Consider the following 23,650-nt stretch of genomic DNA (forward strand, 5'->3'; position numbering starts at 1 on the left):
TCCGGATGTCCGACAAGAGGGTCAAGTGCGGCTCTGACCTGGGGAGTACGCCTCTGGAAGCCTCCGTACGGCAGGTCGGGGGCTCCGTCTTTACAACGTTATAACGCTGCCTGGGTGCGGGCGGCAAGGGTGCGGTGCGACGTTTCGGGAACGGGTCCGGAGTCGTGACTCGCCGATCATGAACGGTCGTTGACGTCACGTCAGACGAGTCTGTGTGCGGGGTCTGGACAGCCGCCGGGCGGCGTGCTGTCATTCCGCTGCACCCAGTTTCCAACGTTGGAACGATCGTTGGCGGTTGTGGTCCGGCCGCTGTCCGGCCGCTCCCGGGCCGGCGTCCTGCCGATCCGGTACGCCTCCGGTCGGAGTCCGTTCGCCCGAGTGTGCCGGTGACCCGCCAGACGTCAGGGCCTCAAGCGAACACAGCACCTCGCCGGCGCCCTCCAGCAGTTTCCGCCCCCTCCCAGATCCGGCTCCTGATCCCCTCTGTGCGAGGAAAGATTGCGATGACAAGACAACACACCCGTCCGCGAGCGAGAGTGTGGGCGCTGCTGACCGCGGCCGCCCTGGTGCTGCCGACGAGCAGCCTGGTCTCCACGGCGTCGGCCGCAGAGCCGACCGGCAGCGCGTCCGCCCTCTCCGCCGAGAACGCCGGCTCCCGGAACGCCGCCCCCAAGAACATCGCTCCCCAGAACACCGCCTCCGAGGACGCCGCCATCGAGGTGCACGGCCTGAAGGGCGAGTACTTCAGGATGTCGGCGCCGGGTGCCCGGGACTTCGCCGAACTCGGCGGCACGGTGCTCGATCCCCAGATCAACTTCTCCGGTCTGACGAGCACCTTCGAGGAGCTGACCGGGCGCACCGAGCACACAACCGCCCGCTGGACAGGCCGGATCGAGGCGCCGGCCACCGGTGACTACACGTTCTACGGCATCGGCGACAACGGCTTCCGGCTGTTCGTCGACGGCAGGCCGGTCATCGACCACTGGGAGCCCGACTGGGACAAGGAGCAGACCAGCGCGCCGGTCAGGCTGACCGCCGGTCAGACGTACGACTTCCGCCTGGAGATGTTCCAGGACTTCGGCGGGGCGAACATGTTCCTTCGCTGGTCGACTCCGACGATGCCCAAGCAACTCGTGCCCGAGTCGGCGTTCACCCCGCCGGCCGACTTCGAGGTCTACCCGGTGGAGCTGTCCGTCGCAGAGGACGGACGGCGGCTGCGGGCACGGTTCGAGAACAGCGTCAGTGACATCGAGACGGTCGAGGACCATCTGAAGATCGAGGCCGACACGACGGCCATGCCGATCAGGTCGGTCGCGGTCGACCCCGGCGACCCGGCCTCCCTGATCGTCACGCTCGCGGAACCGATCCAGAAGAACCAGCAGGTCCGAGTCACGTACGACGGCGCAGGCGGCCTCAAGTCCGGCGACGAGACCGTGCCGCGGATCATCCGCTCGGCGCGGAACGCCTCCGTCCACCGGCTCACCACCGAGTGGGGCGACAAGCTCGACGAGAACCATCCGCTGCCGGAGTACCCCCGTCCGCAGCAGGTGCGCGGCAAGTGGCAGAACCTCAACGGCCCGTGGCAGTTCAGCGGCGCCGAAGCGGGCGAGCAGCCGGTCTTCGGCAAGGATCTCGACGAGAAGATCGTCGTGCCCTTCCCGGTCGAGTCGCAGCTGTCCGGTCTCGAGCGGCACGAGGACCACATGTTCTACCGCAGGCTCGTCACCGTGCCCCGGGACTGGAAGGTCGGCAAGGGCAACCGGCTCAAGCTCAACTTCGGTGCCGTCGACTACCAGGCCCGCGTCTGGGTGAACGGCGAGCAGGTCGCCCGGCACACCGGCGGCTACACCGGCTTCAGCGCCGACGTCACCGACGCGCTCAAGGGCAGCGGACCGCAGGAGGTCGTGGTCGCGGTCACCGACACCGGCGGCGCGAACCAGCCGATGGGCAAGCAGTCCACCCACCCGAGCGGCATCTTCTACACGCAGTCGTCGGGCATCTGGCAGACGGTCTGGATGGAGCCCGTCGCCGACGCCTCCATTGACAACGTCGTCACGACACCCGACGTCGACACCAGCAGCCTGGCGGTGACCGTCGAGTCCGACGACGCCTCCTCGACCGCCCGTGTCGAGGCCGTCGCCCGCGACGCCCGCGGCAAGGTCGTCGGCAGGATCAGCGGGCCGGCCAACAGCAAGCTGCGCCTGCCGGTGGCCGATCAGCACCTGTGGAGCCCCGACGACCCGTACCTCTACGACCTCGACGTCACGCTGACCGACGGCAGGTCGACCGACAGCATCGACAGCTACTTCGGGATGCGGAAGATCGGGATCGAGAAGGTCGGCGGCTTCCAGAAGCTGGTGCTCAACGGAAAGCCGGTCTTCTCCCTCGCCACGCTCGACCAGGGATTCTGGCCCGACGGCCTGTACACCCCGCCCAGCGACCAGGCCCTCGCGTTCGACCTCGAAGCGCACAAGAAGCTCGGCTTCAACGCGGTGCGCAAGCACATCAAGGTGGAGTCGCCCCGCTGGTTCTACCACGCGGACAGACTCGGCCTGCTGGTCTGGCAGGACTTCGTCTCCGGGAACATCACGAACGAGACCGGCCGGAAGGCCTTCGTCGACCAGGGCCGGGAGATGATGCGACAGCATCACAACGCGCCCTCCGTCATCGGCTGGATCGTCTTCAACGAGGGCTGGGGCGAGTGGGACCGCGAAGAGACCGGCCGCATCGCCGAGTCCGTCAAGGCCGCCGACCCGTCCCGCGTCGTCAACGCCCACAGCGGTGTCAACTGCTGTAATTCCAAGGGCGACTCGGGCAAGGGCGACATCATCGACCACCACGACTACAACAACACCGACGCCCCGTTCCCCGACCACCGCGCCGCCATGGACGGCGAACACGGCGGCTTCACCCTCCGCACCCCCGGCCACATGTGGCCGGGTGCCCCGACGGTGATCTACAGCGGCGTCGCCGACAAGGAGGCGCTGACCCGCAAGTACGTCGAGAACACCGAGAAGTTCTACCTCGAGGCGGCCGGGGCCGAGCTCTCCGGCTCGGTGTACACCCAGATCTCCGACCTGGAGAACGAACTGAACGGTCTCTACACGTACGACCGCCGGGAGATCAAGGTCGATCCGGTCAGGGTGCGGGAGATCAACCGCAAGGTCATCGCGGCCGGCGCCGCCGCCGGTGACCGGGACGAGCTGAAGGGCGGCGGTCACTGGGCCCTCGACGAGGGCAAGGGCAGCACCGCCGGCGACGCCGGCCCCAACGACAAGCCCCTGGAGCTCACCGATGGCACCGCCTGGACCTCCGGCGTCAAGGGCAGCGCACTGAGGTTCAACGGCCAGGGCCAGTACGCCGAGACCGACGGCCCGGTGCTCGACACCACCAAGAGCTACTCCGTCGCGGCCTGGGTCACGCTGGATGCCCTCCCCGGCAACTACGCGACCGCCGTCAGCCAGGACGGCCGGCGCCAGGAGAACCCGTTCTATCTGCAGTACGGGCAGGGTGCCTTCGCCTTCAGCACGCCCGGCGGCCACCGAGCCCGCCTGGAGACCACGCCCGAACCGGGCCGCTGGTACCACCTCGTCGGTGTGCGCGACACGGCGAGCAACGACATCAGGCTGTACGTCGACGGCAAGCTCGTCGCGACGGCCGCACCCGGCCCGGCCGACGTCAGCACCGGCCCCCTCTCCGTCGGCCGCGCCCGGTGGAACGGCGGGAACGTCGACTTCTGGAACGGAGCGATCGACCAGGTCCACGCCTTCGACAAGGCACTCACCGCCGAGGAGGTGAGCGCGCTGCACGCCCAGGAGAAGCCGTAGTCCTGAGCGCACCAGGAGATCCCCCGGCGAGCGGCCGACGGTCCGTTCGCCGGGGGATTCGCGTGCCCGGGGGAGCCGCCTGCCGAACGGTCGATGTGGTCGTCCTCGTACCAATCATGCGGAATGTTCTCTCGGCTCCACGGCCAAGTACCCAGAATCCAAGCAGTCTTTCTCCGAGAAAGTTCAAACTTCATCCTTGACGTGTGGAAAGTGCGCGCTCTAGCGTCCAAACGACTCTCTCCGCACGGGTTTTCACCCCTGCACCGGCCAGGGGGCTAGCCACCCCTATGCGTTGTGGCCGACAACCAGAGCCAAAGGAGTTCTGAGTGCGCAACAGACGGATAGTCAACTTCGTGGGGGCGGTGGCGCTCTCCGGGACAGTCGGGCTGGTGCCCGTGTCCGCTGTCCAAGCCGCCGAGTCGGACCCGGCGCCGCCGGCCGCGTCGGCCTTCCAGAAGGTCACCCTCAACGACCGCCCGGGCGAGCCCATGGCCCTCTCCGTCCTGCCCGACCTGCGGGTGCTGCACACGGCGCGCACAGGAGAGGTGCGGATCCACGACCCGAAGAGCGGCGTGAACTTCCTCGCCGCCGACATGAAGAAGAGCCCCGCAGGGCTCTACCAGCACGACGAGGAGGGCGTGCAGGGCATCGCCGTCGACCCCGACTTCAGCAGGAACCACTGGGTCTACCTCTACTACTCGCCCCGCCTCGACACCCCCATGGACAACCCGGCCACCCCGGGCGTCAACGAGGGGGACGCGCCGGAGTACGGCACGCCCGAGGACTTCGCCGCCTACAAGGGCGTCACCCGGCTGTCGCGGTTCAAGCTCGAAGGCAACAAGCTCGACTTCGCCACCGAGCAGAAGATCCTCGACGTCCCGGCCGACCGCGGCATCTGCTGCCACGTCGGCGGCAAGATCGACTTCGACCACAAGGGCAACCTGTTCCTGTCGACCGGTGACGACTCCAACCCGTTCGCCTCCGACGGCTACACACCGGTCGACGACCGCCCGGACCGCAACCCGGTCTACGACGCGCGGCGCACCTCCGGCAACAGCAACGACCTGCGCGGCAAGGTCCTGCGCATCAAGGTGAAGCGCGACGGCGGCTACGTGGTCCCGGACGGCAACCTCTTCGCGCCCGGCACGCCGAAGACCCGTCCCGAGATCTACGCCATGGGTCTGCGCAACCCGTTCCGCTTCGGGGTGGACGACAAGACCGGCGAGGTCTACGTGGGCGACTACTCGCCCGACGCCCGCAACGCGAACCCCGACCGCGGCCCCGGCGGCCAGGGCCGCTGGATGGTCATCGACCGCCCCGCGAACTACGGCTGGCCCTTCTGCGTGACCCAGGACATGCCGTACCACGACTACGACTTCGCCGCCAAGAAGTCGAACGGCGCCTTCGACTGCGCCAAGCCGGTCAACGACTCGCGCCACAACACCGGCCTGAGCGAGCTGGCGCCGGTCACGGACGCCGAGATCGTCTACGGCTACGGTGCCTCCGCGGCGTTCCCGGAGCTCGGCACGGGCGGCATCGGCCCCATGGGCGGGCCGGCGTACCGCTACGACAGGAAGAACACGGCCGAGAACCGCTGGCCCGACTACTTCGACGGCAAGCCGCTCTTCTACGAGTGGACCCGCGACCAGATGAAGGCCATCACCCTCGGCCGGAACAACGAGGTCGAGAAGATCGAGGACGCGATCCCGTCGATCAGGACGGACGGCCCGATCGACGCCGAATTCGGCCCGGACGGTGCGCTGTACGTCCTCGAGTACGGCACCGGCTACTTCGCGGAACTGCCCGAGGCGCAGCTCTCCCGCGTCGACTTCACGCGGGGCAACCGCACCCCGGAGCCCAAGGTCGCCGCGGACGTGACCAACGGCACCGGTCCGCTGACGGTCCGGTTCTCCAGCGCGGGCACGAAGGACGCCGACGGTGACGCCCTCAGCTACGCGTGGGACTTCGATGCCGACGGCACCGTGGACTCCACGGAGGCCGATCCGAAGCACACGTTCACCAAGAACGCCGTCTTCGACGCCACGCTGAAGGTCACCGACAGCACCGGCCGCTCGGCCTCCGCCTCGGTTCCGGTCGTCGTCGGCAACAAGGCGCCGGTGGTGTCGCTCACGACCGACCCGGCTCCGCACGGCGGCACGGCGTTCCACTGGGGCGACACGGTCACCTGGAAGGTCGCCGTCACCGACGACCAGGCGGTGGACTGCTCGAAGGTCACCGTCTCGTTCATCCTCGGCCACGACACGCACGGGCATCCGCTGTCGTCGAGCAACGGCTGTTCCGGATCGTTCAAGACGTTCGTGGACGGCGGTCACGCCGGTTCGAGCAACCTGAAGGCGGTCTTCAACGCCACCTACAAGGACTCACCCCCGGACGGCCTGCCGGCCCTCTCGGGCAGCGCCGAGGTCGCGCTGACGCCGGCCGGCTGACCGGCGGCGGAGACACAGGGGCGGGGCGCCATCCGTGGGGGGTGGCGCCCCGTCGCCGTCCCCACTCGGCTCCTCCTGGGTCACTACTGAGGCCCGGAATCCCCCGGGACGCGTTCCAGTGCGGCGGCGACATCGGTGCTCCGGGCGATGTCCGTCAGGGCGCGGGCCATCACCGGCCCCGGCTCCCGGGCCGTGGTCACCAGCCCGACCGGCACCGTCCGGGCGGGCTCGACCAGCGGCACCGCCCGCATGCCGTGCGGGACGCCGAAGACATGCAGCCAGGTGTGCGGCACGACACTGGCCCACCGGCCGGTCCTGACGTGGGCGAACAGGGCGGCCACCGAATCGGTTTCGACCCGGGGCGACGGCCGCAGCCCCGCCTCGGCGAACACCTCGTCCAGCACCTTGCGCCCCTGCATGGCCCCGATCAGCAGGCACAGCGGCAGCCGCGACGCCTCCGCCCAGGTCGCCGTAGTCTTATGGACGAAGCCGTCGGCGGCGTTCGTCAGCAGCACATACCGCTCCTGGTACAGCGGGACCGACCGGAAACCCTCCGAAAGACCCTTGTGCAGATAGGTGATTCCGGCGTCGAGCTCGAAATTCTGGAGCTGGCGGAGGATGTCCTCCGACTGGAGGTCCGCGATGACCTCCACGGTGACCAGCGGGTGCGCCGCGCAGAACGGGGCGGTCAGCAGGGACACGGCGCCTGATGCGGTCGGGACCGAGCCGATCCGCATCCTGCCGCTCAGTCCGGTGCGCAGTGCGCCGACCTCGTCCTTGAGGGCGTCGCGGTCCGCCAGGATCCGCTGCGCCCACACCACGATGCGCTCGCCCTCGGGAGTGAGGCCCTCGTACTTCCGGCCGCGCCGGACCAGAGGTACGTCCAGCTCTTCCTCCAGCTTCCGGATCGCCTCGGAGAGCGCGGGCTGGGAGACGTAGCAGGCCTGGGCGGCGCGGGCGAAATGGCGCTCCCGGGAGAGCGCCAGCAGGTATTCCAGTTGGCGAAACAGCACGTCATGGGTCTACCCGACCGCTCGTCGGAACGCCAGTCGGGCCGCCGCCCGTCGTGGCGCCGGGCGCGCCCCGGCACTCGCTGCCGCCCCTTCCGCGGCCCCGCGGGTGGGTCAGGCCACGGGCAGGGGGTGCAGGCGCTCGGCGCCGGTGTAGACGTTCATCGAGGTGCCGCGCAGGAAACCGACCAGGGTCAGGCCGCTTTCCGCGGCCAGGTCCACGGCGAGCGAGGACGGTGCGGAGACGGCGGCCAGCATCGGGATTCCCGCCATCACCGCCTTCTGCACCAGCTCGAAGGAGGCCCGGCCGCTGACCATCAGCACCGTCCCGCGCAGGGGCAGCAGTCCGGATCGCAGGGCGTGGCCGACGACCTTGTCCACGGCGTTGTGCCGACCGACGTCCTCTCGCAGGCACAGCAGCTCGCCGTCGGCCGTGAAGAGTCCGGCGGCGTGCAGCCCGCCGGTGCTGTCGAACACCCGCTGGGCAGCCCGCAGCCGGTCGGGGAGGGCCGTCAGTCCCTCCGGCCCTATGCGCAGCGGATCGTCGGCGACGGACCACGCCGCCGTGGTGCGCACCGCGTCCAGGCCGGCCTTGCCGCAGAGCCCGCACGAGGACGTGGTGTAGAAGTTCCGCTCCAGCGACGCGTCGGGAGCGGCCACGCCGTGGGCCAGGGCGACGTCCACCACGTTGTAGGTGTTTCCGCCGTCGGCCGTGGCGCCCGCACAGTAGCGGATCCCGGCCACGTCGTCCCCACCGTGCACCACGCCCTCGCTCACCAGGAACCCGGCCGCGAGGTCGAAGTCGTCACCCGGCGTGCGCATGGTCACGGCGAGCGGGCGCCCGCCGACGCGGATCTCCATCGGCTCCTCGGCGGCCAGGGTGTCCGGGCGATGCGAGGACGCCCCGTCGCGCACACGCAGCACCCTCCGTCGTACGGTCACTCGCCCCATCGTCTGCTCCCCTCCCCGGAGCCGCGCTCCGGATCCTTCCGCTCGTTGGTTCAGTCAGAGGTGCGGGCCGGCTCCAGGCGCACCACGACGCCCTTGGAGGTGGGGCAGTTGCTGAAGTCGGCGACGCTGTCCAGGGGGACGAGGACGTTGGTTTCGGGGTAGTAGGCGGCGGCGGAGCCGGGGCTGGTGGGGTACGCCACCACCCGGAAGCCGGGGGCGCGGCGTTCGATGCCGTCGTTCCAGACGCCGACGAGGTCGACCAGGTCGCGGTCGGCGAAGCCGAGGGCGGACAGGTCGGCGGGGTTGACCAGGACGACACGACGGGCGTTGTGGATGCCGCGGTAGCGGTCGTTCATGGCGTAGGGAACGGTGTTCCACTGGTCGTGGGAACGTAGGGTCTGCAGGATGAGGTGCCCCGCGGGGGCCTCCAGCATCGCGAACTCGTTGCGCGTGAAGACGGCCTTGCCGCTGGGGGTGGGGTAGACGCCCTGGTTGACGGGGTTGGGCAGGACGAACCCGCCGGGCCTGTCGACGCGGGCGTTGAAGTCCTCGAAGCCGGGGATGACGCGGGCGATACGGTCACGGATGGTGCTGTAGTCGCGCTCGAACTGCTCCCAGGGAATGGACGTCCGGTCGCCCAGGGTGCGTCCGGCCAGCCGGGCGATGATCGCCACTTCACTGAGCAGGTGCGGGGACGCGGGGGCGAGACGGCCGCGCGAGGCGTGGACCTCGCTCATGGAGTCCTCGACGGTGACGAACTGCTCGCCGCTTTCCTGGATGTCGCGGTCGCTGCGGCCCAGGGTGGGCAGGATGAGGGCGGTCTCGCCGCAGACGGTGTGGGAGCGGTTGAGCTTGGTGGAGATCTGCGCGGTCAGCCGGCAGCTGCGCAGTGCCCGCTCGGTGACATCACTGTCGGGTGTGGCGCGGACGAAGTTGCCGGCGACACCGAGGAAGAAGGCGGCCTTGCCGTCCCGCATGGCGCGGATGGAGTTGACGGCGTCCAGGCCGTGGTGTGCGGGCGGGGTGAAGCCGAACTCCCGGCCGAGCGCGTCGAGGAATGCCTGCGGCATCTGCTCCCACACGCCCATGGTGCGGTCACCCTGCACATTGCTGTGGCCGCGCACCGGGCACACGCCCGCGCCGGGCCGACCGATGTTGCCGCGCAGCAGCAGGAAGTTGACGACCTCGCGAATGGTGGGCACACCGTGCTTCTGCTGGGTCAGTCCCATCGCCCAGCAGACGATGATCTTCTTGCTGCCCAGGACCCGCTGGTGGACCTGCTCGATCTCGGCGCGGGTCAGGCCGGTCGCGGCCAGCACGTCGTCCCAGGAGGTCTTGCGGGCGTGCTCGGCGAACGCTTCGAAACCGGTGGTGTCGGACCGGATGAAGGAGTGGTCGAGGACAGTGCCCGGCGCGGCGTCCTCGGCCTGGAGCAGCAGCAGGTTCAGCGCCTGGAAGAGGGCGAGGTCGCCGCCGGCGCGTATGTGGAGGAACTGGTCGGCGATCGCGGTGCCCCGGCCGATCACACCGCGTGCCTTCTGCGGGTGCTTGAACCGCATCAGCCCGGCCTCGGGCAGCGTGTTGACCGCCACCACCTGGCCGCCGTTGCGCTTCGTCTCCTCCAGCGCTGACAGCATCCGGGGGTGGTTGGTGCCCGGGTTCTGCCCCACCACGAAGATCAGGTCGGCGTTGTGGATGTCGTCCAGCGACACACTGCCCTTGCCGATGCCCAGCGTCTCCTTCAGCGCGAAACCACTGGACTCGTGGCACATGTTGGAGCAGTCCGGCAGGTTGTTCGTACCGAACGCGCGGGCGAACAGCTGGAGGAGGAACGCCGCCTCGTTGTTGAGCCGGCCCGAGGTGTAGAACAGGGCCTCGTCCGGTGAGTCGAGGCGGCGCAGTTCGTCGGCGAGCAGGTCGAACGCCTCGTCCCAGCCGATGGGTTCGTAATGCGTCGCACCCGGCCGCTTGACCATCGGCTCGGTCAGCCGGCCCTGCTGGTTGAGCCAGTAGTCGGACCTGCCGCCCAGCTCGGCGATCGAGTGCTCGCGAAAGAAGTCGGCGGTGACCCGCCGCGAGGTGGCCTCGTCGGCGATGTGCTTGGCACCGTTCTCGCAGTACTCGTTCATGTGCCGCTTGCCCGGCGCGGGCTCCGGCCAGGCGCAGCCCGGGCAGTCGAAGCCCTTGGTCTGGTTGATGTTCAGCAGCGTCAACGCGGTGCGCCGTACGGATGTCTGCCCCAGGGAGTACTCCAGCGCGTGCGCCACCCCGGGCACCCCCGTCGCCCAGGTCTTGGGCGGGGTGACCGACAGGTCGTCGCTCGGGTCCTCGATGCTGCTCATGATCTCGTCTGCCTCTTTCTGCCGTGCGCCGTTGCGCGGGTGCGGCCTCACGCGAGGTGCGGACCGAAAGCGGCAGCGCGTTTCCCTGTCGACGACCCGTGCTCGTGCACCGAAACACTCTCCTGTGTCGTCCCCGTCCCGGAACGCCTGACTCCCGCTGCGGGAGCAGCTTCCGCCGCCCCCCGGGAGAAGTCAAAGAGGGCCTTTCGATCAACCGATAGGTGCCGCTTATCACGCCGCTTCCCGCGTGCCCCGACCGGCGATCCCGCAGCCGGCTCCCAGAGCCGACGTCGGCTTTCTGAACGGCGGTGCCTGTCCGAGGACCGGCGTCGCGCCATCGGGGCGTGCGCGGCCCCGGCGGCCGGCGCCCGGGATGTACGTCCCGGGCGGGCATGCCTCGTACTCCGGATCCGAACGAAACTGGCTCACAGACCCTCGACGGCCGTGAGCAGCCGCCGAGTGGCTTCGTCAACTGTGGAGCGAGGGCAGCCCAGGTTCACCCGCATGTAGCCGTGGCCCTCGATCCCGAACTTCTGGCCCTTGTCCAGCCACAGGCGCGCCCTGGTGAGCATGAACTTGTCCAGGGACTCGGCGTCCATCCCGAGGGCTCGGCAGTCCATCCACGCCAAGTAGAGGGAGTTGGCCGGCAGCACTCGCACCTTGGAGGTGGCGGAGTTGACCGCCTGCGCGAAGTGCGTGTGGTTGTCGCGCAGGTAGGTGAGCATCTCCTCCAGCCACGGCTCGCCGTGCGTGTAGGCGGCCTCGGCGGCGACCATGCCCAGCACGTTGACCAGCGGGAACACGTTCCGCTCGTACTGGCGGGCCAGTTCCTCGCGTAGCCTCGGGTCGGGCACGAACACGTTGGCACTCTGCAGACCGGGGAGGTTGAACGTCTTGCTGGGGGCCGTGCAGGTGATGCTGTTCCGTGCGAACTCCCCGCCGAGAGAGGCGAACGGGATGTGCTTCTTGTCCACGTTGACGATGAGGTCCTGGTGGATCTCATCGGAGATGACCAGGACTCCGTGCCGGGCGCAGATCTCACCCATAGTCCTCAGTTCGTCCTCGGTCCAGACGTTGCCCGTGGGGTTGTGGGGGTGGCTGAGGATGAACAGCTTGGTGTCGGGCCGGATCGCGGCCTCGAACGTCCGGGCATCGAAGCGATAGCCGTCGTCGGTCCGCACCAGCGGCGCGAACGCGAGATGCCGACCGTTGAGCAGGACGTCGTTGTGGAAGTGGGCGTAGACCGGCGGCTGGATCAGGACTGAGTCGCCCGGCGCGGAGAATGCCTGCACGGCGGTCTTGAGCGTGGTGATGACGCCTGCGGTCTGCAGCACCCACTCAGGCGGCACTTCCCAGCCGAACCGCTTGGCCTGCCAGCCGGTCACGGCGTCGAGGTAGCTCTCGGTGGTGCCGCCGGGATATCCGAAGACGCCGTGGTCCACGGCCTCGTGAAGCGCGTCGATCACGGCCTGGGGAGCCTTGAAGTCGGTGTCGGCGACCCACATCGGCAGCGGGTCGGCCGCGGCCTCGTCGGCCGTGAGGAGCTGATGGGCGTAGGCCCACTTCATCGAATTGGAGTTCTTGCGGTCCACGACGGTGTCGAAGATCGAACCTGCCGTTCCCGTGGTGACGTCGTGTGGCGCACGGTCGAGGGGGGTGCTGTCGGTTGCCATGGCTGGATGCTAGCCATCACAGAGGGCAAAATGTTCGTTACTTTTGCCATGGAAAGGTCATTCAGCATTAGAATCTTGCTCATGGACTCCACGGATCGCAAAATTCTTGCCACGCTCCAATCCGAGGGGCGGATCACACTCACCGATCTGGCCGAGAAGGTCCGGCTCAGCGTCTCCAGGTGCCAGCGACGCGTCCGTGAACTGGAGGCGGCCGGAATCATCCGCGGCTACCGTGCCGTCGTCGACGCCGCGGCCATGGGATACGGGTTTGAGGTCCTGGTCTTCGCCACGCTCAGCCGACCCGACGCGGTGACCGAGTTCGACGCGGCACTCGCCGACATCCCCGAGGTCGTCGAGGCGCAGCGGCTGTTCGGCGAACCGGACTATCTGATCCGGGTTGTCAGCGCCGACCTGCCGTCCTACCAGCACCTGTACGAGTCCGTGCTCATCCATCTGCCGGGACTCCGCGGCCTCAACTCGACCATTGTGATGAAGCAGGCCGTCCACCCCCGCCCCTTGCCGGGGCGAGCGCCGCGTGAGGTGACGGCACCGGCTGCCACCCGCTGAAGAGGCGCAACCGTCTACCCGGCCGGACTCCGCATCGCCGGCGTCTTCCTCCGGTCCGCTCGGTGATCCAGACGAAACTGCCTAGTCGCCCGCCCCGATCACCCGCGCGAGCGCATCCCTCGCGTACTCCTCGTCGTACTCCCCACCCGTCAGCAGCACCTGCAGACAGATTCCGTCGAGCAGCGCGACCAGGGCGCGCCCGGTGAATGGGTCGGTGCGTCGGGCGAGCAGTTCGGCGACCTCCTCGCACCACTCGGCGGCGACGGTCCGCAACGCGGGGCGGCGCAGCGCGGCGAGGTAGAGCTCGTACTCCAGCTCCACTCCGGGGCGGTCGCCGCCCAGCCACTGGCCGGTCAGCCGGGCCAGCTCGGCGGCGAGGTCGCAGTCGGGGTCGGCGAGAGCGCCGCCGTGTTCGCGTACGACCTTGGCGAAGCCCTCGTTGGTCTGGCGAAGGGCGGCCACGAGGAGGTCGTCGAGGGTCTTGAAGTGGTACGTGGTGGAGCCGAGCGGCACGTCCGCCTCGGCCGCGACGGTGCGATGGCTGAGCCCGGCGATGCCGGAGCGGCCCACCACCCGGATCGCGGCGTCGATGATCCGCTGGCGCCGCTCGGGGTCGTACCGCCGTGCCGGCGGCATCAGTGCGCCCCGCCGAGATTGAGCAGCACGACACCGAGGATCACGAGGACGATCCCGGCGAGCTTGACGAACCCGGCCGACTCGCCGAGGAAGAGGATCCCGATCGCGGCGACGGCCGCGGTGCCCACCCCGGCCCAGATCGCGTAGGCGGTGCCGACCTGCATCGTCTTCAGGGTCTGGGCGAGCAGCGCGAAGGCGAGCAGATAACCGGCGACCGTGCCGAGCGAGGGCCACAGCTTGCTGAACCCCTCGCTGTACTTCATGGCCGTCGTCCCGGCCACCTCCGCCGCGATCGCCGCGGCCAGCAGTCCGTATCCCATGTGTACGAGTGTACACATCGTTGTGTACGCGCGTACGCAACGATGTGTGGTCCGGCAGCACCGAGCCGTGCCCCGCCGAACGCCGGCGACCGGCAGCCGAGCATGATGACCGCATGACCGCACACGACCACCAGGCCCCCGGCCGGAACCGATCTCTGAGGACGACGGGCCTCACCGGCATGCTCCTGTTCGCCGCCCTGGCGGCCGTGTTGTGGCTCGTCGCCGATGCCTCCGGGACCAAGAAGTGTTTCGACAGCGGCTATGGGTTGGGCGACAGCATCACCATGACCGAGGAAGGGTGCGAAGTCACTGTGCGGACCGCCGACGGCGTGAGGAGCAGCGTGCTGCCCACCCTCGACGAACCGATCGCGACGGCGGCCCTGATCGCGGGGCTGGCCGGTGCCGTCCCGCCCGGCATCTGCCTCTGGCTGGCGACCCGGCGCACGCGCTGACACGCACCACAGGCGGATCCGCGGAGCAGTCGCGGCGACGAACGGTTCGCCGCGATGCGCCGGCCAGCTGCCGGCGGCGAGGAACGGTTCAACGCGATGCCCCCGCCACTGCCGGCGTGCCCACGGCGCCCGCGACGGGCGCCCGGGCCGTGGCCGGGGCGGGTGCCGCCGGGCGGAAGGGGTGGGTCCACAGGCCCTGCGCCTGAAGCCTCGGCAACACGCCCTCCCCGAACCAGTACGCCTCCTCCAGGTGCGGGTAGCCGGAGAGGACGAACTCCTCGATGCCGAGGGCGTGGTACTCCTTGATCCGCTCGGCGACCTCGTCGTGGCTGCCGACCAGGGCGGTGCCCGCGCCGCCGCGCACCAGGCCGATGCCGGCCCACAGGTTGGGGTGGATCTCCAGGCGGTCACGGCTGCCGCCGTGCAGGGCGAGCATGCGCCGCTGGCCCTCGGACTCGCTGCGGGCGAGGCCCGCCTGGGCGGCCGCGACGGCCTCGGGGCCGAAGCCGTCGAGGAGTCGGTTCGCCTCCGCCCATGCCTGCTCGGCGGTGTCACGGGTGATGACGTGCAGCCGGATGCCGAAGCGCAGGGTGCGACCCTGCCGCGCGGCCGACCCCCGGATCCAGGAGATCTTCTCGGCGACCTGTGCGGGCGGCTCGCCCCAGGTCAGGTAGACGTCCGCGTGGCGTGCGGCGACCTCGCCGGCGGCGGGGGAGGAGCCGCCGAAGTACACCTGGGGGACGGGGTCGGGCAGCCGGGCCAGCCGGGCGTCCTCGACCCGGAGGTGCTCGCCGGCCAGGTCGACGGTCTTGCCCTCCCACAACTGACGGACGACCTCGAGGAATTCGCCGGTACGGCGATAGCGCGCGTCCTTGTCGAGGAAGTCGCCGTAGGCACGCTGTTCGCGGCTCTCGCCGCCCGTGACGATGTTGAGCAGGAGCCTGCCGCCGGTCTGCCGCTGGAAGCTGGATGCCATTTGCGCGGCGAGCGTCGGCGAGACGAAGCCGGGGCGGAAGGCGACCAGGAAGGCGAGCCGTTCCGTGTTCTGGCTGACCATCGCGGTGGTCAGCCAGGCGTCCTCGCACCAGGCGCCGGTGGGGGTGAGCGCGCCGACGAACCCGAGGTCCTCGGCGGCGCGGGCGATCTGGCTCAGGTAGGCGACCGTCGGCGGCCGGTCGCGGCCGGACTCCGATGCGGGAGTGCCGTGGCCGCCGCCGACGACGTGGCGGCTGTCGCCGCTGGTGGGGAGGAACCAGTGGAAGGTGAGGGACACGTGGGGTCTCCGATCAGGGGTGTGCGCAGAGCACGCCGTGCCGGGCCGGTTCGGGTGCTGTGGGGACGTAGCGGCAGACGGGTTGTCACGGCGAGGCGAGGAGCCGCCCCGAGTTGTCCAGGACGTACCGGGCCACGCGTGAGCCGAGCGTGATGCCCGCCTCGTCGGCCGACCGGGTGTGGATGCCGGAGAAGACCCGGGCGTCGACGTTCTCGTCCGAGAGCTGCTGCCAGGCGGTGTACGTCCGGGTCACACCGGGTGCGGTGGGGCTGGTCAGCGTGAACGGGGCGGTACGCGGCCCGGCGAGCGCCGACAGCACCGTCCCGGCGGCACCCGAGTAGGTGGTGTGGCCGCTCGGATAGTCCGGGTGCGCGGGGGTGTTGTGCAGTGGCGTCCATCCCGGGTCGGGGTCGATGGCGCCGGTACGGATCGCGGTGACGGGACGCCACCGCCCATAGGCGTACTTGCTGTCGGAGGTGGCGATCTGAGTGTCCACCAGCGCGACGTGGAAGAGCGCGACCAGCCGGGCCTGACCGGCGGCTCCCTCGCTCGAGCGGGAGAGCGCCACGCACAGCGGCTCCGTGTAGAGGGTGAGGGAGGAGCCGAGCCAGAAGGTGGCGGTCTGCGTCTGCTGTGCGCTGCGCGCCGCGCTGTCCGCGGCGCCGTACGTCCGTACCTCCGCGAGGTCGGCCGCGTACCGCCGCGTCTCCAGGGCGGGCGGGGGACCGAGCCGGAACTGGCTCTGCGTCGTGAGCACGAACGGCTCGGCCAGACGGTTGCCGTACTGTGTCGCCGGGGCGTACGCGGACGGCGTGGGCTGCCAGACACCGGGCGCCGCGGGCGGCACGGGGTAGGGCGCGTTGACCGAGGCGGGGTCGAGGCCGTCGCTCTCCCTCGATCCGAGGACGAGGTCCGCCTGTCGCTCGCCCGCCGCGACACCGCGCTGCTCCGCCGGGCCGTCGGGCAGCGCGTCGAGGGTCTCCCCGAACGTCGCGTCGAGCTGCTCCCTACGGCTCGGGACCAGCGTCACCAGCGCACGGTGCACGGCCGCGGCGAGGGCCGCCTCCTGGTACGTGTCGCGCTCGACGCCCGTGGGCACGCTGCGGGTGGCCCGGGCGGCCGCGAGCCAACTGATGGCCCAGGTACGGCTGTTGGTTACCTGGGTGGGCGCTCCGGCCGTCGCGACGGTCTCGGCCGTGGCGTCGTACCAGGTGAGTGCCGTGGACGTACGGCCGGCCGCTGCGGCCTGCGGAACAGTGACGGACGCGGCCAGCAGCGCAGCCGCTCCCAGGACGACGAGGGCGGACCGGGATCCGGACGAATTCACGCGTGCTCCTTCGGTGTGTTCGGTGTGTTCGGTGTGATCGGCGCGGCGTGGCCGCCGGCGGGCCTCGGCAGTCCGTAGTGGTCGCGCAGCGTGGCGCCCTCGTACGCGGTGCGGAACAGGCCGCGCTCGCGCAGGATCGGGACCACCTGGTCGGCGAAGAGGTCGAAGCCTCCGGGCAGCCAGGGCGGCATGATGTTGAAGCCGTCCGCCGCCCCGTGCTCGAACCACTCCTGGATCTCGTCGGCGACCTGTTCCGGCGTCCCCGTGACGACACGGTGGCCGCGGGCGCCGGCGAGGCGGTGCAGCAGACCGCGGACGGTGGGCTGTTCGCGGTCGATGATGTCGAGGACCAGCTGGAATCGGCTGCCGTTGCCGCGCTCGCCCCGGGTCTCGATGAGCTCGCGTGGTACCGGGCCGTCGAGCTGGTCGGCACGGAGCTCGATGCCCAGGAGGCGGTGCAGGAGGTCGAGCGAGTACTCCGGCTGCGTGAGCTCGTCGAACTCCTCGTGCAGCGCCCGCGCTTCCGCCTCGGTCGAGCCGATGAACGGACTGATGCCCGGCAGGACGAGCACCCGGTCCGGGTCACGGCCGAGCGTCGCCGTCCGCGCCTTGATGTCGGCGTAGAACTCCTGGCCGCTCCGCAGGGTCTGGTGCGCGGTGAACACGGCCTCGGCGAACCGGGCCGCGAACGCGCGGCCGTCCCGCGAGGAACCGGCCTGGACGTAGACCGGGCGGCCCTGGGGCGTACGCGGTGTGTTGAGCGGCCCGCGCACCTTCAGATGACGGCCCTTGTGGTCGATGGCGCGGATCCGGTCGGTGTCCGCGAAGACGCCCGTCTTCTGGTCGGCGACCAGCGCCCCGTCCTCCCAGCTGTCCCACAACTTCGTCACGACGTCCACGAACTCCCGGGCCCGGTCGTAGCGTTCGGCGTGCACCGGGTGCGCGTCGAGGCCGAAATTCTGCGCTGCCTGCGGGGCGCCCGTGGTGACGATGTTCCAGCCCGCCCGGCCCCCGCTGAGGTGGTCGAGCGACGCGAACAGACGAGCCAGGTTGTACGGCTCGGTGTAGGTGGTGGAGGCCGTGGCGATGAGGCCGATCCTCTCGGTGGCCGCGGCGATCGCGGACAGCCAGGTGAACGGCTCCAGCCGGAAGCGGCTTGCGTAGCGGACGTTGTCGGCCAGGGACGGGCCGTCCGCGAGGAAGACGGCGTCGAAGGTGGCCCGTTCGGCCGCGCGGGCGAGATCCTGATAGAAGCGGATGTCCAGGATGCGGCTCGGGTCGGTGCCGTGGTGGCGCCAGGCGGCCTCGTGGTGGCCGCCCGGGTAGACGAACAGGTTCAGGTGCAGTTGCCGTCGCGTGGTCATGCCGGCCCGCCCTCCGCCGCGAGGTCCACTCCCAGCTGTGCGAGCAGGCGATCGCGCAGGGCCGCGTACTCGGGGCTGCCGTGGCGGCGCGGTGCCGGGAGACCCACGGAGAGGTCGGCCGCGATCCGGCCCTGGTCCAGCACCACCACCCGGTCGGCGAGGACGATCGCCTCGTCGACGTCATGGGTGACCAGGAGCACGGCGGGCCGGTGCAGTGCGCACAGCCGGCGCAGCAGGACGTGCATCCTGATCCGGGTGAGGGCGTCCAGCGCGCCGAACGGTTCGTCGGCGAGCAGGAGGCCCGGTTCGCGGACGAGGGAGCGGGCGAGCGACACGCGTTGCTGCTCCCCTCCGGACAGTTCGACGGGCCAGGCCCGCTCGCGCCCCTGGAGTCCGACTTCGGTGAGAGCGGCCCTGCCGCGCCGGTCGGCGTCCGGTCCGGTCAGACCCAGGACGACGTTGTCGAGCACGCGTTTCCAGGGCAGCAGACGGGCGTCCTGGAAGACGACGGAGACATGGTCGGGGGCGGCCAGTTCGCCGCTCCCCGCCACTTCGTGGTCGAGCCTGGCCAGCGCCCGCAGCAGCGTGCTCTTGCCGGAGCCGCTGCGCCCGAGCAGGGCCACGAACTCGCCCGGCTCGATGCTCAGGTCGAGCCCGTCCAGCACGGTGCGCCCGCCGAAGGAGCGCACCAGGTTCCCGATCCGGACGGTTGCGCGATCGGCACCACCGCCGGTCGCGGGCCCGGTCGTCCGGTCCTCGGTCGCGGTCAGTCCGCCAGCGTGCGCCGCCATGACAGCGACCTCCTCTCCACGAGTCGCACCAGGGCGTCCGAGAAGAGCCCGAGGAATCCGTACACGACGAGGCCGACGATGATGACGTCGGTCTGCCCGTACGTCCGCGCGAGCTCCATCATGTAGCCGATCCCGCTGGTCGCGTTGACCTGTTCGACGACGACCAGCGCGAGCCACGCGGTGGTCACCGCGAAGCGCATCCCCAGCAGGAAGCCGGGAAGGGCGCCGGGCAGCACGACGTGGCGGACGAAGCGCAGTCTGCTGAGCCGCACGGTCTCGGCGAGCTCGGCATAACGGTTGTCGATGGTGCGCAGCCCGTTGTGGGTGTGGATGTACACGGGTACGAAGACGCCGAGCGCGATCGTGACGACCTTCATCGTCTCCCCGATGCCGAACCACAGGATCAGCAGCGGGATCAACGCGAGCGACGGCACCGCACGCTTGATCTGCACCGGGCCGTCGATCAACGCCTCACCGAGCCGGCTGAGCCCGGAGACGACCGCCAGGAGCAGCCCGGTCGCAACCCCGAACACCAGGCCCAGCAGGGCGCGTTGGGCGGAGGTCGCGAGGTGGGACTGCAGCCTGCCGTCGGCGATCAGGTCGCCCGCCGCGGTCGCGATGGTCCACGGTGCGGGCAGGGCGCGGGCGTCGACGAGGCCGGAGGCGGAACCCGTCGCCCAGACGGCGAGCAGCAGCAGCGGGCCGAGCGCCCAGCCGTACGGCACCGGGCGACCAGGGCCGAGCCGCTTGCGCGTGCGGTGGCGTGAGGGGCGCCGGAGGGCGGAGGGAACGGTTCGTTCCCCAGCGGGCGGTGGCTGCTTGTCTGCCGTCACCGGTGACGTCTGCTCGTCGAAGACCGTGGTGCTCATGGTGTCTTCCCTTCGCCGTTCCCGTCACCGGCGAGTGCCTCGGCGGCCACGGACTCGTAGCGCCGGTCGAAGAGGATGTCCGCCGTGAACGGCTCGCGGTTCTGTTTCTTCGCCAGCAGATCGATGGTCTGCTGCTGACGTCGGATGGCGCCTGACCAGTCCGCCGGGATGTCGGGGTGGCCGTTCCGCTCGACGAGGTAGGCGCCGTCCTCGCGGCTCAGTCCCTGGTCCTTGACGTAATAGCCGTCGACCCATTCCTTCGGGTGCTTGTCGATCCAGATCTGCGCCCGCGCCCAGAATGTGATGAGTTCCCTGACGGCGGCGGACTTCTGCCCGTCGCCGACGGAGTCGGTCAGCGCCCACAGGTGCTCCGGGTCGTCACGCAGCCCGTGCTTGATGGTCGTTCCGCCGGTCCTGCCGTATTTCGTCAGATACCGCTTGACGTTGACGTCCCCGATGGGGGCGGCATCAACCTGGCCGTTTCCGAGTGCCGTGGGATAGACGTCATCGGTGCTGGCCAGCTCGACGAGCTGGACGTCCTCCTGCGTGAGACCGGCCCGCTCCAGGATCCGCAGCACGAGCGCGCCCTGCGCCTGGCCCGGGCTGTAGGCGATCTTCTTCCCGCGCAGGTCCGCGAGCGTCCTGATGCCCGCCCCGGGAGCGATGCCCAGCTCGTAGACCGGATGCCGGAACGGCTCCTTGCGGAATTTCGCCGCCACGAGTTTGGTGTCGAGGCCCGTCCAGTGCGCGTTGATCGACGGGATCTCCGCTGCCGAGCAGACGTCGAGAGCGCCCGCGCGGAAGGCCTCGGAGCACTTCGGACCGCCGCTGATGTTGGCCCACTCGACCGTGAAAGGCAGCTTGTCGATCTGACCCGACAGCTCCAGCGCGACCTTGAGCTGCGGCGCACCCACGGTGAGGGTGGTGTCCGGGGAGACCGCGGCCGGGATCTTCTCGTCGGAGAGTTCCTTGCCGGTCACCGTGGACTGCGTGGCACCCGTGCACGAGGTCAGGAGCAGGGCAGCCGAGAGCGTGGCCGCGATGGTGGTGAGTGTGGATTCGGGCATGCGTAGGCGAGGGATCATTCATGCCTTCTCAGAAGGGGGAAGCCACCAGGGCAGGGGGAAGTGCCCGAAAGGCGGCGAAAGACGAAAAGGAAAAGGGAAAGCGGAGCAGACGGACAGAGCGGTGGGATCAACAGCACACCGCTGTGGGAATCAGCCGCACAACCGCGGTGGGAATCAGCCGCACACGGCCGTGGGAATCAGCCGCACACCGCGGTGGGATCAGCTACACACCGCGGTGGCGACGCGCATCAGATCGATGGCCCGCCTCTTCCGGAACCGCTGGGAAATCCACATACCGGCGAACCTAACCACCGGCCACAACCCGGTCAAGGCAGGTCGGTCGGTTCGGCCACCTCCGCAATGACACTGTCGTAGGCAGGCCATGTGCGCGTTACAACACGGCCCGCGCCGCCGGAAAAGCGCTGCCCGGCCCCTCGCCGCACAGACCGGCCCGGCCCCTCCGACGGCTCGGTGTTCAGGGCGCGTTCACGGCCACACGCCGGAGAAGTCGAGCTCGTGGGCCCACTCCGGGTGGTCTATCAGCGGGTTGCGGTTGCCCTGGATCTCGGCGATCGCGGCATTGCGATGCAACTCGTACTCGCTCACCGGCTCGTTGTCGTGCCAGGAGAGCAGCAGCGGCAGCCGGTTCTCGGGGAACTCCCGCGCGGCGTCACCGACGAGCCCCGGGTACCGCAGCAGGAAGTACAGGGTGGCCCTCGCGACGGCGCCCTTGCCCTCCTCGGGCTCGAAGCCCACCGCCTCGCGCATTCCGCACTCGTGCCGGACCGCCTCCTCGAAGCCCGGGAAGTCGACGTAGGGGAAGTTGCCGCGGAAGCTGTTGCACCCCACCTCGCAGGCGAAGAGGTGGTGGAGGTCTCCCCGCATGGGTTCCTCCTTGGTGAACCACGACTGCGGGACGACGTGCTCGCAGTTGAACGGCATCGACGCCTCCAGCGCGTCGAACTCCGCCGCCAGTTCGGCCGGCCCCGCGGTGCTCTCCCGCAGCAGGAGTTCCTCCAGACGTGCGATGCGGGCCGTTTCGACGGCGGCGTCGGCGCGGATGAACTCCTCGGCCGTGAAGGTCCTGCCGGAGTAGATGCTGCGCAGCCGGCCGTCCTTGTGCAGGTCGACCCACGGGTACACGAGACGGATCGGCTGGTACCTCGGCCTCGGTGCGTGCGTGTCCTCCAGCAGCCGGGTCAGCGCCCTGCGCAGCGCCTTGCCGTCACCGGCCCGGATCCCCGCGTAGTAGGCGTCGCGTGCGGCGTTGTCGGTGGCACGGTCGAAGTACACGCGCTCCTGTCCGAGCCGGAAGTTGACCAGGGCCGCGTCCACGTCCCTCTCGACCGCGAGGGCGGCGTCCGACTGTCCGTCCGCGCCCGGTACGGGCGGGGCGCCGGCTGGCGCCACGACGGCCCGGGGTGCGGGCTCGCGCCCCCGTCCCATGCCGTCCGCCGGCCCCGCAGGTCCCAGAGATACGGTGAACCGCAGGGGGATCGTGAAGCGAACGGCATCCTCGAAGACGGCCGTTCCGCCTCCGGCGACTTCCCCGCGGGGAACGGCGACCCCGTCGGCAGAGGCCGTGACGGACTCGCCCGCCGCCGCGCCGTCGAGCGACGGCTGCCCGGCCGGACGGCGCGAGGCACCGAACGACGGCGGTGCGGCCGCGGCGGTGAACACCTCGTCCCGCAGCCGTGCTTCCGCTCCGGTCAGTGTGATCTCGCGCAGCGCCTGCAGTACGCGGCTGATCCGCACGCCCTCGTTGGCCTTCCAGGCGATGCGGTGCTCGCCCATCGCCGGTGTCCATACGCTTCCGTCGATGCTCAGGGGCCGGTTCGCCGAGTCCGTCACGGGAACTGCCGAGTGATGCAGTGCGACGACCTCCCACTGGTCGTTGAACACCGGAGAGCCCGACGACCCCTGATCGGTGTCGGACGCGTAGTGCAGGAACCGCTCCAGCAGGTCGACGACCTGGTTCTCGCGGAGCGCGAGTTGTTTCGGCTCACCCCGGGGGTGCTGGATGACGTTGACGAACTCCCCGAGAATGACCTTTCCCTGGGCTCCGCTGAGCGGCAGCCACCCGAACGCGGAGAGCGGATCGCCCCGCGCGTTGCGTTGCGCCACGGCGACAAGGCTGAAGTCCAGGGCCCGGTCCGTCACGAAGAACCGCTCGGGCTCCAGCGGGAACACGACCGGATCGAGCGCTTCGCCACCGGGTCCCGCCTGGAGGTTGAACGCGACGACGCTTCTGCCCGCCGCCTCCTTGCTGCGCAGCACATGGTTGTTGGTGAGTAGCAGGGAGGGGGAGACCATGAATCCCGTGCCGTGGCCGCCCCCTGGGCCGTTGGTGGTGATGCGGCCCACCGCTCGGGCTGCCCGGGTACCGTCCTCCAGGAACGCCACCGGGGTGAGGTTGTTGCGCCCGATGAGCCGTTCCAGCCCCAGGACATCGGCGCTGAAGCTGTCCGGGGGCACGGGCAGGGTGCTGCCCGCCGTGGTGGCGGGTTGCGTGGGCGACTGGTCGATCGCCCGGGCCAGGGACCAGTCGGCACCCAGCCGGGCGAGTCGTTTGCCGACCCGTTCCGGCTCGTCGGCGTACAGGACGCCGCGATCGTCGAGCACGGACCGGGTGCGCTCGCGTTCCGCGGTACGGTCCGCATAGCGCCGCGCCGCCGCCTCGAGCTGTGACACGTAGTCCGCTTCCACCTCGGAAACGCGTTCCGATGTCGTCATG

At 70.0% G+C, this 23,650-nt stretch carries 17 protein-coding genes; 4 read left to right on the plus strand and 13 right to left on the minus strand.

Going from position 1 to position 23,650, the window contains the following annotated elements; all coding sequences use genetic code 11:
- Positions 1–503: 503 nt before the first annotated feature.
- The gene (locus ACF08N_RS04780) at positions 504–3,827 is read left to right on the plus strand and encodes a LamG-like jellyroll fold domain-containing protein (RefSeq protein WP_392323147.1); all 3,324 of its coding nucleotides are present in this window, start codon (positions 504–506) and stop codon (positions 3,825–3,827) included.
- A gap of 326 nt (positions 3,828–4,153) precedes the next feature.
- Complete coding sequence (locus ACF08N_RS04785; RefSeq protein ID WP_392323148.1) at positions 4,154–6,274, plus strand: PQQ-dependent sugar dehydrogenase; 2,121 nt, start codon at positions 4,154–4,156, stop codon at positions 6,272–6,274.
- Positions 6,275–6,357: 83 nt separating this feature from the next.
- Here ACF08N_RS04785 and ACF08N_RS04790 read toward each other — a convergent pair whose 3' ends face one another.
- The 4 genes from ACF08N_RS04790 to ACF08N_RS04805 form a co-directional block, all read right to left on the minus strand.
- Complete coding sequence (locus ACF08N_RS04790; protein WP_392323149.1) at positions 6,358–7,287, minus strand: LysR family transcriptional regulator; 930 nt, start codon at positions 7,285–7,287, stop codon at positions 6,358–6,360.
- A gap of 111 nt (positions 7,288–7,398) precedes the next feature.
- Positions 7,399–8,235: a formate dehydrogenase accessory sulfurtransferase FdhD gene (gene fdhD, locus ACF08N_RS04795; RefSeq protein WP_392323150.1), complete on the minus strand. Its 837-nt coding sequence runs from the start codon at positions 8,233–8,235 to the stop codon at positions 7,399–7,401.
- A gap of 50 nt (positions 8,236–8,285) precedes the next feature.
- Entirely contained in the window at positions 8,286–10,577 is a 2,292-nt protein-coding gene (locus tag ACF08N_RS04800) for an FdhF/YdeP family oxidoreductase (RefSeq protein WP_392323151.1), read from the minus strand.
- A gap of 425 nt (positions 10,578–11,002) precedes the next feature.
- Positions 11,003–12,250: a MalY/PatB family protein gene (locus tag ACF08N_RS04805; RefSeq protein WP_392323152.1), complete on the minus strand. Its 1,248-nt coding sequence runs from the start codon at positions 12,248–12,250 to the stop codon at positions 11,003–11,005.
- An 81-nt stretch (positions 12,251–12,331) separates the two neighbouring features.
- Between ACF08N_RS04805 and ACF08N_RS04810 the strand changes: the two genes are divergently transcribed.
- Positions 12,332–12,817 (plus strand): Lrp/AsnC family transcriptional regulator, encoded by a 486-nt coding sequence (locus tag ACF08N_RS04810; RefSeq protein WP_392323153.1) that lies wholly within the window; start codon positions 12,332–12,334, stop codon positions 12,815–12,817.
- An 81-nt stretch (positions 12,818–12,898) separates the two neighbouring features.
- On the opposite strand, the gene ACF08N_RS04815 is transcribed toward ACF08N_RS04810, so the two are convergent.
- A complete protein-coding gene (locus ACF08N_RS04815) occupies positions 12,899–13,453 on the minus strand; it encodes a TetR/AcrR family transcriptional regulator (protein WP_392323154.1) in 555 nt (184 codons plus the stop codon).
- A complete protein-coding gene (locus tag ACF08N_RS04820; protein WP_392323155.1) occupies positions 13,453–13,773 on the minus strand; it encodes a DMT family transporter in 321 nt (106 codons plus the stop codon). The genes ACF08N_RS04815 and ACF08N_RS04820 overlap by 1 nt, the downstream gene beginning before the upstream one ends.
- 113 nt (positions 13,774–13,886) lie before the next feature.
- Between ACF08N_RS04820 and ACF08N_RS04825 the strand changes: the two genes are divergently transcribed.
- Positions 13,887–14,225: a hypothetical protein gene (locus ACF08N_RS04825; RefSeq protein WP_392323156.1), complete on the plus strand. Its 339-nt coding sequence runs from the start codon at positions 13,887–13,889 to the stop codon at positions 14,223–14,225.
- A gap of 88 nt (positions 14,226–14,313) precedes the next feature.
- On the opposite strand, the gene ACF08N_RS04830 is transcribed toward ACF08N_RS04825, so the two are convergent.
- From ACF08N_RS04830 to ACF08N_RS04860, 7 genes are all read right to left on the minus strand, one after another.
- Positions 14,314–15,498: an LLM class flavin-dependent oxidoreductase gene (locus tag ACF08N_RS04830; RefSeq protein ID WP_392323157.1), complete on the minus strand. Its 1,185-nt coding sequence runs from the start codon at positions 15,496–15,498 to the stop codon at positions 14,314–14,316.
- Positions 15,499–15,583: 85 nt separating this feature from the next.
- Positions 15,584–16,825, minus strand: a complete 1,242-nt coding sequence (locus ACF08N_RS04835; RefSeq protein ID WP_392323158.1) for a vanadium-dependent haloperoxidase — start codon at positions 16,823–16,825, stop codon at positions 15,584–15,586.
- The gene (locus tag ACF08N_RS04840; protein ID WP_392323159.1) at positions 16,822–18,189 is read right to left on the minus strand and encodes an LLM class flavin-dependent oxidoreductase; all 1,368 of its coding nucleotides are present in this window, start codon (positions 18,187–18,189) and stop codon (positions 16,822–16,824) included. Before ACF08N_RS04840 ends, ACF08N_RS04835 begins: the two co-directional genes overlap by 4 nt.
- Positions 18,186–18,980, minus strand: coding sequence for an ABC transporter ATP-binding protein (locus ACF08N_RS04845; RefSeq protein WP_392323160.1), 795 nt, complete (start codon positions 18,978–18,980; stop codon positions 18,186–18,188). Before ACF08N_RS04845 ends, ACF08N_RS04840 begins: the two co-directional genes overlap by 4 nt.
- Positions 18,956–19,849, minus strand: coding sequence for an ABC transporter permease (locus ACF08N_RS04850; protein WP_392323161.1), 894 nt, complete (start codon positions 19,847–19,849; stop codon positions 18,956–18,958). The genes ACF08N_RS04845 and ACF08N_RS04850 overlap by 25 nt, the downstream gene beginning before the upstream one ends.
- Positions 19,846–20,916, minus strand: coding sequence for an ABC transporter substrate-binding protein (locus ACF08N_RS04855; RefSeq protein ID WP_392323162.1), 1,071 nt, complete (start codon positions 20,914–20,916; stop codon positions 19,846–19,848). The genes ACF08N_RS04850 and ACF08N_RS04855 overlap by 4 nt, the downstream gene beginning before the upstream one ends.
- A 486-nt stretch (positions 20,917–21,402) precedes the next feature.
- A complete protein-coding gene (locus ACF08N_RS04860; protein ID WP_392323163.1) occupies positions 21,403–23,649 on the minus strand; it encodes an endonuclease in 2,247 nt (748 codons plus the stop codon).
- Position 23,650 lies beyond the last annotated feature (1 nt).

Source organism: Streptomyces sp. NPDC015127, assembly GCF_043080095.1.
Lineage (GTDB): Bacteria > Actinomycetota > Actinomycetes > Streptomycetales > Streptomycetaceae > Streptomyces.

Coding starts and splice junctions, on each gene's coding strand:
- ACF08N_RS04780 (WP_392323147.1), top strand. CDS start 504: ATGACAAGACAACACACCCGTCCGCGAGCGAGAGTGTGGGCGCTGCTG.
- fdhD (WP_392323150.1), bottom strand. CDS start 8,235: ATGGGGCGAGTGACCGTACGACGGAGGGTGCTGCGTGTGCGCGACGGG.
- ACF08N_RS04800 (WP_392323151.1), bottom strand. CDS start 10,577: ATGAGCAGCATCGAGGACCCGAGCGACGACCTGTCGGTCACCCCGCCC.
- ACF08N_RS04805 (WP_392323152.1), bottom strand. CDS start 12,250: ATGGCAACCGACAGCACCCCCCTCGACCGTGCGCCACACGACGTCACC.
- ACF08N_RS04810 (WP_392323153.1), top strand. CDS start 12,332: ATGGACTCCACGGATCGCAAAATTCTTGCCACGCTCCAATCCGAGGGG.
- ACF08N_RS04815 (WP_392323154.1), bottom strand. CDS start 13,453: ATGCCGCCGGCACGGCGGTACGACCCCGAGCGGCGCCAGCGGATCATC.
- ACF08N_RS04820 (WP_392323155.1), bottom strand. CDS start 13,773: ATGGGATACGGACTGCTGGCCGCGGCGATCGCGGCGGAGGTGGCCGGG.
- ACF08N_RS04825 (WP_392323156.1), top strand. CDS start 13,887: ATGACCGCACACGACCACCAGGCCCCCGGCCGGAACCGATCTCTGAGG.
- ACF08N_RS04840 (WP_392323159.1), bottom strand. CDS start 18,189: ATGACCACGCGACGGCAACTGCACCTGAACCTGTTCGTCTACCCGGGC.
- ACF08N_RS04845 (WP_392323160.1), bottom strand. CDS start 18,980: ATGGCGGCGCACGCTGGCGGACTGACCGCGACCGAGGACCGGACGACC.
- ACF08N_RS04850 (WP_392323161.1), bottom strand. CDS start 19,849: ATGAGCACCACGGTCTTCGACGAGCAGACGTCACCGGTGACGGCAGAC.
- ACF08N_RS04855 (WP_392323162.1), bottom strand. CDS start 20,916: ATGCCCGAATCCACACTCACCACCATCGCGGCCACGCTCTCGGCTGCC.
- ACF08N_RS04860 (WP_392323163.1), bottom strand. CDS start 23,649: ATGACGACATCGGAACGCGTTTCCGAGGTGGAAGCGGACTACGTGTCA.